This window comes from Azospirillum terrae (assembly GCF_053470425.1).
In genome coordinates this window covers 637,356-649,551 of sequence record NZ_JBPXMR010000001.1, presented here as the reverse complement: position 1 = coordinate 649,551, position 12,196 = coordinate 637,356, and the positions used below count along the sequence as shown (strand labels likewise).

8 protein-coding genes are annotated in these 12,196 nt (G+C 70.2%); 2 read left to right on the top strand and 6 right to left on the bottom strand.

Going from position 1 to position 12,196, the window contains the following annotated elements:
* Positions 1-316: 316 nt before the first annotated feature.
* Positions 317-1,723: a hypothetical protein gene (locus ACSVDD_RS03055; protein WP_448187813.1), complete on the top strand. Its 1,407-nt coding sequence runs from the start codon at positions 317-319 to the stop codon at positions 1,721-1,723.
* A 222-nt stretch (positions 1,724-1,945) separates the two neighbouring features.
* Here the strand turns inward: ACSVDD_RS03055 and ACSVDD_RS03050 are convergent, their stop codons facing one another.
* The 3 genes from ACSVDD_RS03050 to ACSVDD_RS03040 all read right to left on the bottom strand — a co-directional run bounded on the left by ACSVDD_RS03050 (position 1,946) and on the right by ACSVDD_RS03040 (position 4,506).
* A complete protein-coding gene (locus ACSVDD_RS03050; protein ID WP_448187812.1) occupies positions 1,946-2,944 on the bottom strand; it encodes a glutathione S-transferase family protein in 999 nt (332 codons plus the stop codon).
* Positions 2,945-3,028: 84 nt separating this feature from the next.
* Positions 3,029-3,604: a YceI family protein gene (locus ACSVDD_RS03045; protein ID WP_448187811.1), complete on the bottom strand. Its 576-nt coding sequence runs from the start codon at positions 3,602-3,604 to the stop codon at positions 3,029-3,031.
* 29 nt (positions 3,605-3,633) lie between these two features.
* The gene (locus ACSVDD_RS03040; protein WP_448187810.1) at positions 3,634-4,506 is read right to left on the bottom strand and encodes a hypothetical protein; all 873 of its coding nucleotides are present in this window, start codon (positions 4,504-4,506) and stop codon (positions 3,634-3,636) included.
* A gap of 91 nt (positions 4,507-4,597) precedes the next feature.
* On the opposite strand from ACSVDD_RS03040, the gene ACSVDD_RS03035 reads away from it, so the two are divergent.
* Positions 4,598-5,500 carry a LysR family transcriptional regulator gene (locus ACSVDD_RS03035; RefSeq protein ID WP_448187809.1) on the top strand — a complete coding sequence of 301 codons (903 nt, stop codon included), beginning with the start codon at positions 4,598-4,600 and terminating at the stop codon, positions 5,498-5,500.
* A 16-nt stretch (positions 5,501-5,516) separates the two neighbouring features.
* Here the strand turns inward: ACSVDD_RS03035 and ACSVDD_RS03030 are convergent, their stop codons facing one another.
* The 3 genes from ACSVDD_RS03030 to ACSVDD_RS03020 all read right to left on the bottom strand — a co-directional run bounded on the left by ACSVDD_RS03030 (position 5,517) and on the right by ACSVDD_RS03020 (position 12,095).
* Entirely contained in the window at positions 5,517-7,670 is a 2,154-nt protein-coding gene (locus tag ACSVDD_RS03030; protein ID WP_448187808.1) for a PAS domain-containing sensor histidine kinase, read from the bottom strand.
* A 228-nt stretch (positions 7,671-7,898) separates the two neighbouring features.
* The gene (locus tag ACSVDD_RS03025) at positions 7,899-10,778 is read right to left on the bottom strand and encodes a hybrid sensor histidine kinase/response regulator (protein ID WP_448187807.1); all 2,880 of its coding nucleotides are present in this window, start codon (positions 10,776-10,778) and stop codon (positions 7,899-7,901) included.
* An 87-nt stretch (positions 10,779-10,865) separates the two neighbouring features.
* On the bottom strand, positions 10,866-12,095 hold the full coding sequence (locus tag ACSVDD_RS03020) for a cytochrome c peroxidase (RefSeq protein WP_448187806.1): 1,230 nt from the start codon (positions 12,093-12,095) through the stop codon (positions 10,866-10,868).
* Positions 12,096-12,196 lie beyond the last annotated feature (101 nt).

The following is a 12,196-nucleotide window of genomic DNA, read 5'->3' as shown; positions in this document are numbered from 1 at the left end:
CTGCCCTGTGATACATTTTGGCTTTTTTCCTGAGTTTGAAAATCCCTTGATCCAGGTCAAAGGTCATACGGCTGATGGTGCTACATTCGCATCACGCTTTATGCGTTTCCTCCCTGAAGACTTCGGGCCGCTGCTTCACCGCAGCGGCCTTTTTCTATCGGGAATAAGGGCTTGCGGCCTGGCGTTCGTGATGGTGGCGCGCATCCGGGCCACGCCGGCCGGGGTGCTGCCGAAGAACCCTCGCCCCCGCGGCGCTCCGGTCCATTCTGTGGGTGGGCTGTGCCCGGCAGCGATCACCCTCGGAGACGACGGCGGCATGACCGACGACGTGGTGCCTTCTCTCTCCCAAAGCCGCGGGCCGGCTTCGCTCGGCGGGGCGCGCGCCGCGTGGCTCGGCACCGGAGCGCTTGGCACGCTGCTGTTGCTGTTGCCAGCCCTCTACAACGGGTACCCGCTGGTCTATTTCGACACCGGCGGCTACCTGGAGCGCGGCTTCGAGCTGACGCTGTTCCCCGGCCGCTCGCTGGTCTACGGGCTGTTCATGCGGGCGACGCTGGCGCTGGGCGGCGGGCTGTGGCCGCTGGTGGCGGTGCAGTCGGCGCTCGTCGTCTGGCTGGCGCTGCGCACCGCGCGGCTGGTCGAACCGGCGTTGCGCCCGGCCGATGCGCTGGCGCTGGCCGGATTGACGGCGCTCGTCACCGGGCTGCCGTGGTACGCGGCGCAGGCGGCGCCGGACTTCCTGAGCGCGTCGCTGGTGCTGGCGCTGTACCTCGTGGCCTACCACTGGACCCACCTGTCGGTGGCGGAGCGTTGCGCGGCCGGCGGTGCGGTCGTTCTGGCCGTGGCGTCACACCTCTCGCACATGCCGCTGGCCATCGGTCTGATCGTCATCACCGCAGCCGTGTCGGCGGACTGGCGGCATTGCTGGATCCGCGTGCGGCGGACCGTGGCGCTGGTCATGGCCGGGGTGGCGGCGGTGCCGCTCGCCGCCGGGGTGTTCACCGGCGAGTTCCGCCTGACGCCCGGCGGCGCCGGCTTCGTGTTCGGCCGGCTGGTGCAGGACGGCATCGTCGCCCGCTTCCTCGACGACCACTGCCCATCGCCCGCGTACCGGCTGTGCGCCTACCGCGCGGAGCTGCCGCGCACCGCCGACGACTGGCTGTGGATGGAGAGCAGTCCGCTGGCGAAACTCGGCGGTTGGGAAGCCGCGACGCCGGAGATGCAGCGCATCGCCTGGGAGAGCCTGCTCGCCTATCCCGGTCAGCACCTGCTGAGCGCGGCACGCGCCACCTGGGACCAGCTTCGGCTGGTGCGCACCGGCGAGGGGCTGGACGAGGTGCAGCACCACACCGTCTATACCATCGGCCGCTACCTGCCGCAGGAGGTGCCCGCCTTCGCCGCGGCGCGCCAGCAGGCGTTCGCCCTGCCTCTAGGCGACCTCAACGCCGTCCACGTGCCGGTGGCGCAGGGCGCGCTGGTGCTTCTGTTGCCCGCGGCCGCGCTGGCGTACCGGCGGCGCTGGGGCGGGCTGGCGCATCTCGGCCTGTTCACCATCGTGGCGCTGCTGTCCAACGCGTTCGTCTGCGGAGCGCTGTCCAACCCGCACGACCGTTACCAGAGCCGCCTCGTCTGGCTGGCGGTGTTCACCGTGGCGCTGACGGCCTGCCGGCTGTTGCGGGAAAGCGCCGTGCGGCAGCCCTGCGCGGACACGGCGACGGATTAGGGCGCCGTCAGCGATGACCGCCATCGCCGGATGCAACGGAATGAAACGCTATGAAACACGATTCGATGGAGCGTTGCATCCGTTCGGCGTCGGACGAGACGGAGTGAGACGCTATGAGACACATTTTTGCCGAGTGTCTCATCCGCTTGCCATCATGCGGACGCGGCTTCGCTGATGAAGACTATCATCCTATGCCAAAGTGACCGGCGAGAGCAAGTTTCCCTATCGCCTCCAGATCCCCAGGCCCGGCAGGCGGGCGCGGTCGTGCGGGCGGTCGAGGTCGATCAGCGGACCCTTGGGCACGATCAGCGTCGGGTTGATCGCCGGGTTGACGTAGTAGCCGCGCTTGATGTGCTCGATGTTCACCGTCGCCCGGACGCCGGGCCACTGGTACAGCTCGCGCAGATAATTGGACAGCGCCGGGTAATCCTCGATGCGCCGCACATTGCACTTGAAGGCGCCGTGGTAGGCGGGGTCGAAGCGCACCAGAGTCACGAACAGCCGCCAGTCCGCCTCGGTCAAATGCTCTCCGGCCAGATAGCGGCTGGCGGACAGGCGCTCCTCCAGTTGGTCGAGCGTCTCGAACAGCGTGGTCACCGCCTCGTCATAGCTCGCCTGCGACTTGGCGAAGCCGGCGCGGTACACGCCGTTGTTCACCGTGTGGTAGATCCGCTCGTTCCAGCCGTCGATCTCCGCCCGCAAGGGCGCGGGATAGAGGTCCAGGCCGTTGCCGCTCAAGGCATCGAAGGCGCTGTTGAGAATGCGGATGATGTCCGCGGACTCGTTGTTGACGATGCGCTGCCGGTGCTTGTCCCACAGCACCGGAACCGAGACCTTGCCGGTGTAGGTGGGGGCTGACGCGGTGTAGAGGCGGTACAGATGACGGAAGCTGCCGATGCCCGGCCCGCCGTCCTGCGGCTCGGTGAAGGTCCAGCCGTCCTCGCCGATGACCGGCTCGGCCACCGAGACGCCGACGATGCCCTCCAGCCCCTTCAGCGCGCGGAAGATCAGCGTGCGCGACGCCCACGGGCACAGGTACGAGACGTACAGGTGATAGCGCCCGGCCTCGGCCGGCAGGGTCGGGTTGCCCGCGGCGTCGGGCGCGCCGTCCGGGGTGATCCAGGTGCGGAAGCGGGTCGGCTCGCGGTGGAACGCGCCGTCCTTGATCTCGCTTTCCGCGATGGGGCCCTTGACCCATTCGCCGTTCACCAGGCCGGGCATCGTTCGCTCCCTTTGCATGTGGCGAAGGGACCGGCCGGGCCGGTCCCTTCGTGTTCAACAGACCGCGACGCGATCCGGTCAGGGTCAGGACTTGGTGGCTTCGGCCTCGATCAGCAGCTCGATCTCGTCGCTGATGTACGGGGCGCCGTACTTCATGCCGAAATCGGTGCGCTTGATCTTGCCGCGCGCCGAGAAGCCGACCGTCTCCAGCTTGCTGGCCGGGCTGACGCCTTCCTTGTTGAAGGTGACGTCGAGGACCACCGGCTTGGACGTGCCGAGCAGCGTCAGGTCGCCATACAGCTTACCCGACTTGTCGCCGGTCTTCTCGATCTTCGTGCTCTTGAAGGTCATCTGCGGGAACTCCTTCGTGTTGAAGAAGTCCGGCGAACGCAGGTGCTCGTCGCGCTTGGCGTGGGCGGTGTCGACGCTGGCGGTGTCGATGGAAACCTTCAGCGTGCTGTTCTGCACCGCGTCCTTGTCGAAGGCGACATCGCCCGAAGCGGTGTTGAAGCGGCCGATCACGTTGGAAAAGCCGAGGTGGTTGACGATGAACGCCACGCTCATGTGCGACGGATCGAGCTTGTAGGCGACGGGGGCGGCCTGGGCGGTGCCGGCAACGGTGGCGAGGAGGGCGGCGGCGAACAGGGTCTTCTTGAACATGGGGTAGGCTCCGATGGGGATGGGTTGGATCAGTAGCCCGACGCGGAGGAACCCGCGGCGGAGATGAGGTAGGCGGCGCCGACGGCGGCCACCGCCGGGATGACGGCGAAAACGGTGACGGCGGCGGTGCGCAGCGCCTGGCCGAAGGTGGTGTCCGGCGTCGGCAGGCGGCTGCGCAGGCGGTCGGCGAAGAAGGCGGGCACGGCCAGCAGCAGGACTTCGGCGCGGGCCTGGGTGAAGAAGGCGAGGGCGGCGGTGAGCAGGACCAGGATGCCGAAGCCGACCCGGCCCGACACGCCCCAGACGTGCCGCTCGATGGGCCAGTTCCACAGCAGGAACCCTCCGGTGGCTGCCGCCAGCGCCAGGGCGGCCTGCGCCAGCGACGCCGACGAGCCGACCAGCGCGGTGCCGCCGACCGCCAGCGCCAGCGCCAGCAGCACGGCACCCGAGGTGGCCGGGCCGTCCTTGCCGGCCGGCAGGCGGCCGAAGGCGACCCAGGCGCCGGCCGCCAGCAGCGGCACGGCGATCAGCGCCTCGGCGGCGCCGGTCAACGCCGGCAGAATCATCCACAGCAGCGAACCGAGCAGCCAGACGCCGGTGAGGGTGGACGCCTTGGCGCCCTTCACCCCGGTGGCGTCACCGGCGAGGCCGATGGCCACGCCGGTGACGGCGCACCAGAACAGCCGGCCCATGCTCGACGGCGGCGGGAAGGCCGGAATGCCGACCACCAGGGCGAAGACGCCCAGGAATGCCAGCGCGATGCCGCCAGCCGCCAGCCGACGCCCGGCGACACCGCCGCCGGCCAGCCGCAGCAGCCCGACCGCCGCGAGGGCGGCCAGCAGCGGCAGCACGCTCGATTGCAGGAAGGGGTCGTTCAAGGCGTCCATCAAGTGGGCCATCATAGGGTGTTCCGTCGTTCGACGTTGTCCGTGGCGGCACAGTATGCTGTGCTGGAATAAGCGGAAATTCCGATAAGGCGCAGAGGGGGTGTGCGTGCCTGCACAGTATGACTGGGACGATTTCCGCTTCTTTCTGGCGGTGGCGCGGCATGGCTCGCTGTCGGGGGCGGCGCGTGCGCTGGGGGTGAACCACACCACCGTGCTGCGCCGGGTCGCCGGGCTGGAGGCGACGGCGGGGGTGCAGCTGTTCGTCCGGCTGCCCGCCGGCTACGCCCTGACCACGGAGGGCGAGGAGGTGCTGGCCATCGCCGCGCGGGTCGAGGAGGACATCGCCGCCGCCAGCCGCAGGCTGTCCGGCAAGGACGCCCGCGTCGGCGGTTCACTCAGCGTCACCACCATCGACATCCTGGCGCTCCACATGCTGCCGCGCCCCATGGCGGCGTTCCGAGCGGCGCGGCCGGAGATCCAGGTGAGCCTGATGGTTGCCGAGGCGCGGCTGAGCCTCACCAAGCGCGAGGCCGACGTCGCCGTCCGCTCGACCAGGAAGCCGCCGGAGAATCTGGTGGGGCGGGCGGTGTCGGGCATGGCGTTCGCCGTCTACGGCTCCACCGCCTACCTGGAGCGCGCCGGGGCTGGGGTGGATCTGGCCGGGCACGACTGGGCCGGGTTGGACGAGAGCTACGCGCACACCTCCATGGCGCGTTGGCAGACCCGGCGGATCCCGGCCGACCGCGTCGGCTACCGGGTGAACTCGGTGGCGGCGCTGCTGGAGGCGACGCGCGCCGGCGGGGGGCTGGCGTTGCTGCCCTGCGGCCTGGGCGACGCGGCGCCCGACCTGCGGCGCATCGGCGATGTGGTGGAGGAGGCGGAGTCGCGGATCTGGCTGCTGACCCACGAGGATCTGCGCCACATGGGCCGGGTCCGCGTCTTCCTCGACTTCATGGCCGAGGCGCTGAGCGCAGAGCGCGACCTGTGGGAAGGGAGGCGGGGCGGGTAGGGAGAGGGGCTTTCCCTCACGTCGCCGTCTCGGCTCCGGTGATGCGTTCCAGGCAGGCGGCGAGTTGGCGGGGGGTTACCGGCTTGTGGATGATGCTGAAGCCGTGCTCCGCGGCCTCGCGCGCGCATTCGGCGCCGGTTTCGCCGGTCAGGATGATGCCGGGGACCGGGCGGCCGACGCGGGCGCGGATCGCCAGGATGGCGTCGGTGCCCACCGCGCCGCCGCGCAGCCGGTAGTCGGAGATGACCAGATCCGGCTCCCGGCCGGCAGCGGCGAGGCGTTCCAGCGCCTGCTCGGTGGAGCCGGCGATCACCGTCTGGTAGCCGCAGGACTCCAGCGTCGCGCGCAGGCCGAGCAGCACGATGGCGTCGTCGTCCACCAGCACCACCAGCTTGCCGTCCCGCGTCACGGCGGAGGGCGCGTCGGGGGCGGCCGGTTGGCTGGCCGCCGCGGTGTCGAGCGGCACGCGGATCGAGAAGACCGAACCCCGGCCGAGCGCCGAGCGCACCTCCACCGGGTGGTCGAGGATGCCCGCCAGACGCTGGACGATGGCGAGCCCCAGCCCGAGGCCGCGCGCCTTGTCGCGCCCGGGATTGTCCACTTGGTGAAACTCGTCGAAGATCCGCTCCAGTTGGTCGGGCGCGATGCCGATGCCGGTGTCGCTCACCTCGATCAGCAGGAAGTTGCCGGTCGTGTGACAGTCCACCACGACGCCGCCGCGTTCGGTGTAGCGGATGGCGTTCTCGACGAGGTTGCGCACCATGCGGCCGAGCAGGGTGGGATCGCTGAGCGCCTGGACCTCGCAGTCCTCGCCGATGCGGACGGCGAGGCCGCGCGACGCGGCGATGGGTTGGTAGGCGGCGACGATTCCGTCGAGGAACGGGCGGATGGCGATCGTCGATATGCGCGGCTGGATGACGTTCACGTCGAGCTGCGACACGTCGAGCAGGCTGTCCAGCAAGCCCTTCAGCGTGTCCAGCCCGCGCTCCAGCATGGTCAGCATCTCCTGCCCCTGGACGTCGGCGATGCGCGGGCGCAGCGCCCCGGCGAACAGGAACATGGACTGCATGGGCTGGCGCAGGTCGTGGCTGGCGGCGGCGAGAAAGCGGGACTTGCTCTGGTCGGCGAGTTCGGCCGCGGCGCGCGCCTCCTCCAGCGCCTGTTCGGTGCGCCGGCGCTCGGTCACGTCGCGCGACACGGCGATCACCGCGCCGATGCGGCCGTCGGCGCCGGTCATCGGGTTGAACCTGTATTCGTGGCGTCGCGGGCCGCCGGGGGTGGCGTGGGTGATCTCCTCGGTGGCGGCGGCGCCGGTTTCGGTCACCCGGTGGTGCATGCCGTCGAGCGCCGCTGCCGCCTCGGGCGACAGGCCGAGGTCGGTCCAGCTCTTGCCGCTGATCGATCCGCCGTCGATGCCGAAGTCGCGCAGCGCCGAAGGGCTGGCGTAGAGCAGCGCGCCCGACCAGCAGATCATGAAGACATGGTCGTCGGTGGTGGACAGAATGCCGTTGAGCTGGTGGTTGACCGCCAGCAGGGCGTCGGTGCGCTCGCGCACCTGCTGTTCCAGGCTTTCCGCCAGTTGATGCTTCTCCTCGGTGAGTTCGAGGCGGCGGGTCAGCGCGTCGTGGAAGTTGCGGCCGATGAGTGCCAGGCCAACGGTGAAAACCGCGACGAGCGCGGCCATTGTCAGGCTGACGCGGTCGCCCTCGGCCACCAGCCGTCCGGCGAGCGGCAGTATGCTGGTCAGCAGGTAGGAGTAGAAGGCGGGAAGATGGCTGGACAGGGCGGTGACCGCCCCGGCCGCCATGCCGGCGACGACGAAGGCGATCAGCAGCAGGGTCAGGGGAGCGCCGGGCTGGATGAACAGCAGCGCCGTGATCCCCCACAGAAGGCCGGACGCCGCCGAACTGACCGTGTAGCGCAGACCCCAGGGCGCCATGTCCGCGTCGGCCGGCCGGCGGCGCAGGTACCAGGCCCACAGGCCGGTGCGCACGGCGGTGACCAGGGCCAGCCCGCCGGCCCATTCCAACAGGCGCGGCGCCGAAGCGGGGCTCCACAGCGCGAAGACGATCAGCGAGGCGTTGAGAACGTTGGCCGTCAGAACCAACGGCATCTGCCGGTACAGCAGACGTATCCGCTCGGCGGCAACGGATGGGCTCTGGTCGTGCATGCGAGCGCCCCTCAGCCTCGTCACCACCGGGGTGGTCCGTAGCGCGGATCGATGATGCGCAAAATAGGGTTAGTCACCGAGTGTCTGCCGTCAAGGCAAATCTAATCTGGGGCGGTGTTGTCGAAAGAAAGTGCGGCAGACAACGCATCCGTATGTCTCGAAGGCGCGCTGCATTATCGGCGAAATTTTCCGGAGTTTTGCCGAAGACTGTGAGCGGACTGGGTTCTCCTATACGGCGGCAGCCCGGTTGCGGTCCAACGCTTTGCCGAGCTGGCGCGGGGTGACGGGCTTGTGGATCACCCGCAGGCCGTGAGCCGTGGCGTCGCGCTGCGCCTCCGGGCCGGTCTCGCCGGTCAGGATGATGCCGGGGATCGCCATCCCGTAACGCTGGCGGATGGACAGGATCGCCTCGGTGCCGACGCGGCCCTCGCGCAGGCGGTAGTCGGCGACGACGATGTCCGGCCGGCGCTCCGCCCGTTCCAGGCGCGCCAGCGCGTCGTCGGTGGAGCCGGCGACCAGCACCTGATAGCCCCATTCCTCGAACATCGCCTTGAGGCCCAGCAGCACGATGGCGTCGTCGTCCACCAGCACGGCGAACTGGCCGGTGCCACGGTCGATGTCCGGGGCCGCCTGCGGCTCGGCGGTGGGCGTGGCCGGGGTGGCGGGGGCGGTGATGCTGAAGACCGAGCCGCGCCCCGGCGCCGAGCGGACCTCGATGGGGTGGTCCAGCAGGCCCGAGATGCGCTGCACGATGGCGAGGCCGAGGCCGAGGCCCTGGGTTCGGTCGCGTTCGGCGTTGCTCACTTGATGGAACTCCTCCCAGATGCGGTCCAGGTGGTCGGGCGGGATACCGATGCCGGTGTCGGCGATCTCGATGCGAAGCGTGTCGCCGGTGGCGCGGCCCTCGCTATGGCAACTCACGCGCACGCCGCCATGCTCGGTGTAGCGCAGCGCGTTCTCCACGAGATTGCGCAGCATCCGGCCGAGCAGCGTGCGGTCGCTGCGCACCGCAACGCCGCAGCGGCGCACATCGAGCACCAAGCCCTTGCCGACCGCGACCGGCAGATAGGCGGCGGCGACGTGGTCGAGCAGTTCGTCCAGCGGGAATTCCTCGACCTCGGGCTTGATGATGCCGGCGTCCAGGCGGGACACGTCGAGCAGGCTGTCCAGCAGTCCCTTCAGCGCGTCCAGCCCGCGTTCCAGGTGCATGAGCTGCTCGCGCCCGCGCTCGTCGCCGACGTGATGGTGCAGCGCCGCCGCGAACAGGAACACCGACTGCAACGGCTGGCGCAGGTCGTGGCTGGCGGCGGCGAGGAACTTGGACTTGGTCAGGTTGGCGTGTTCGGCGCGGTCGCGGGCGTCCTGCAACTCGCACTCGACTTGGTGCGCCTCGGTCACGTCCATCACAGTGCCGATCAGGCGGACCGGCGTGCGCACGCTGCCCTCGATGAAGAGCACCTTGCCCACGGCCTCCAGCCAGCGGATCGAGCCGTCCGGCCAGAGGGAGCGGAAGCGCACGTGGTATTCGCCGGTGCCGGTGGGGTCCAGCGCGCCCGTCTCCGCCGCGCGCACCCCCGGCACGTCGTCGGGGTGGACGCGCGACAGGTAGACGCGGCCGGACACCGCCTCGTCCGCGCCCAGGCCGAACATCGCCTTGCAGCGCTCCGACCAGGTGAGCGTGTGGGTCGGGATGTCCAGGTCGAAGGTGCCCAGGTCGGCGGCGCCGACGGCCATCTGCAGCCGCTCGTCGGCGACGCGCGAGCGCGCCTCGGCGTCGTGCTGGCCGGTGACGTCGAGGATCAGGCCGTCCCACACCACGCTGCCGTCGCGCTCGCGCCGGGTGTGGGCGAGGCTGCGCAGGATGCGGCGCTGCCCATCGGGCGACACGATCTTCAACTCGACCGAATAGGGATCGCCGGTTTCAGTCGAGGTGCGGATTGCCTCGCGCCAGCGCACCTGCGTCTCGGGCGTCATGCGGGAGACGATGACGTCCCGGAACGCCGCGCCGTCGATGCGGATGCCGGCCAGATCGGCGAAGATGTGGCGGCAGTCGCTGACGTAGGGGTAGTCGATGACGCCGTCCCTCAGCACCCGCCGGTAGATGACGCCGGGAAAGTGCGTTGCGATGTCGGACAGGCGGTCGGCTACGGCGCGCTCGGTCCGCGCCTCCGCCATCAGCCGCTCGGCCTGACGGCGGCGGCGGTGGGCGCGGATCTGGCTCCAGGCGAGCGCTGCGGCGGACAGCACCGCCAGCGCGCCGCCGGCTCCGGCCGCGAGAACCGAGCGGCGGGCCGCCCACAGCACCGCGTCGGTGGAGGTGCCGGCGACGATCGTCCACCCCGTCAGGGCGGAGTGCACGAACGCCCCGGTGGCGCGGAATCCGTCGTCGGTCACCGCTTCGAAGACGCCGTTGCCCGGCCACGCTACGCCGGCCCGCAGGGATGGGCTGGGCGGTGCGCCGATCTGCGCGGCCAGAGGGTCGGTCGAGTTGGTGTTCGCCAGCAGGTTTCCGGCCTGATCCAGGATGGCGATGCGCCAGCCCTCGGGCACGCCCTGCTCGCGCAGCAGTTCGGTCAGCGCGTGGGCGCGCACCACGGCGGTCAGCGTGAAGCGCACCGAACCGTCCCGCGACACCGGAACGCGCACCGGCACGACCGGCTCCGGATAGCGGTCGGGCGCGCGGAGCACGGCGCCGACCTGCGGCTTGCCCGTGTCGAAGACGCGATCCTTGCTGACGTTGTCGAGGACGGCCGGCAACGGCTGCCCCAGCGCGATGCGGGTGTTCATGATCTGGTTCTGGCGGTCGGTCAGCACGATGCCGAACCACGCCGGAAGCGTGGCCAGCAAGCGCCGCGCCTGCGCCTGGAACGCCTCCAGATCGGGAGTGTCGAGCGCCTCCGAGGTGGCGAGTGCGTTGAGCACGCCGAACTCATTGGCGATTTGCCGCTCGACCGCCGTGGCGGCGGCGCTGGCCTTGGCGTGCAACTCGTGCTCGACCACGGCCTCCCGCTCGCTGCCGTAAAGGAACAGCATCACCGTGGCGAACAGCACGACCGGCAGCGCCGCCCCGGCCGCCGCCAGCGCCGATAGACCGTTATCCGACTTCATGAACCGACCAGACCAACCCGGAACCTTGGCTGCCGATGCTCCGCCGTTATAGTTAACAGTTAGTTAACGAAGCTTTTGGCGCGCCCCTCAGCGCTCCACCTCGACGTCCAGCTTCATCTTCGGGTGGATGCCGCAGTACACGTGGTAGTGGCCGGGCTCGGCGAAGGGGACGCTGACGGTCTGGCCGGGTTCCTGGACTCCGCTGTTGTATTCGCGCCCTTCCAGCGCGTAGCGCACGTTGTGGTCGCGCACGTCGTCGTTCTGCACCGTCAGCGCCTCCCCGGCCTTGAGGCGAAGCTGCGCCACGCTGAAGCGCTTGTGGCGCTGTCCGACCACCGGCGGTTTGGTCGCCGTCGTGACCGGGGTGGGGGCCGCTGCGGCTTCCGGCACGGCCACGGCGGGGGCGGCGGGGTCGAGGCTGTGCAGGAACGCCAGCAGGTCGGCCTTCTCGGCGGCGGTCAGGGTCAGGCGCGGCAGGTCCGGCGACAGGGTCGGGCGGTCCACGTAGCCTCCCGAATAGTGGTCGAGCACCGCCTCCAGCGTGGCCACCGAGCCGTCGTGCATGTAGGGCGCGCGCTTGGTCACGCCGCGCAGGCCCGGCGTCTTGAAGGAATGATCCAGCGCCGCTTCGCCGAGGATGGCGCCGCGGCCACGGTCGTCGCCGGGCAGGCCGATGTCATGGAAGGCATGATCGGTGAAGGTCCAGCCGGAATGGCAGGACGCACAGCCGGCGGTGCCGGTGAACAGCGTGAAGCCGCGCTTGGCCGACTCGGACACGGCACCCGCGTCGCCGGCCGCCCAGCGGTCGAAGGGCGTGTCGCCCGACAGCAGCGTGCGTTCGAAGGTGGCGAGCGCCTTGGCGACGTTGGCCGCGGTGATGCGCGGCTCGGCCGGAAAGGCGGCGGCGAACAGCGGTGCGTACTCGGGTCTGGCCGACAGCGCGGCGACCATGCCGTCCAGCGTCTGGTTCATCTCGCGCGGGTTCTGCACGGGGCCGAGCGCCTGTTCTTCCAGCGTGGCGGCGCGGCCGTCCCAGAAGAAGCGCTCGCCCCAGGCGACGTCCGCCACGAACGGCGTGCGGCGGCCGAGCGGCGTGCCGTCCAGCCCATCGGCGCGGGCCCGGCCATCCTGAAAACCCTTGGCGGGTTCATGGCAGGACGCGCAGGCGCGGTCTCCCTTGCCGGACAACGCCGTTTCGAAGAACAGCCGCTCGCCCAACGCCACCTTCTGCGGCGAATGGGGGGTGGCGGCGGGGAAGGGCACCGTCGCCGGCCGTGCGTAGGCGGCCGGTTCGGAGGGCGAGGGATCGCCTGTCATGGGTCCAGTGAAACCAGCCCTCTGCGCCGACAATGCCGCCGTAGCAACGACGATGACGGCTGCACTGACGAGCGGGAGGAGGGCTGGTTTCATGGCGGCGG

Excerpts from the sequence above, each read along its gene's own strand:
- ACSVDD_RS03055 (WP_448187813.1), top strand. The coding sequence starts at position 317 with ATGACCGACGACGTGGTGCCTTCTCTCTCCCAAAGCCGCGGGCCGGCT.
- ACSVDD_RS03050 (WP_448187812.1), bottom strand. The coding sequence starts at position 2,944 with ATGCCCGGCCTGGTGAACGGCGAATGGGTCAAGGGCCCCATCGCGGAA.
- ACSVDD_RS03045 (WP_448187811.1), bottom strand. The coding sequence starts at position 3,604 with ATGTTCAAGAAGACCCTGTTCGCCGCCGCCCTCCTCGCCACCGTTGCC.
- ACSVDD_RS03040 (WP_448187810.1), bottom strand. The coding sequence starts at position 4,506 with ATGATGGCCCACTTGATGGACGCCTTGAACGACCCCTTCCTGCAATCG.
- ACSVDD_RS03030 (WP_448187808.1), bottom strand. The coding sequence starts at position 7,670 with ATGCACGACCAGAGCCCATCCGTTGCCGCCGAGCGGATACGTCTGCTG.
- ACSVDD_RS03025 (WP_448187807.1), bottom strand. The coding sequence starts at position 10,778 with ATGAAGTCGGATAACGGTCTATCGGCGCTGGCGGCGGCCGGGGCGGCG.
- ACSVDD_RS03020 (WP_448187806.1), bottom strand. The coding sequence starts at position 12,095 with ATGACAGGCGATCCCTCGCCCTCCGAACCGGCCGCCTACGCACGGCCG.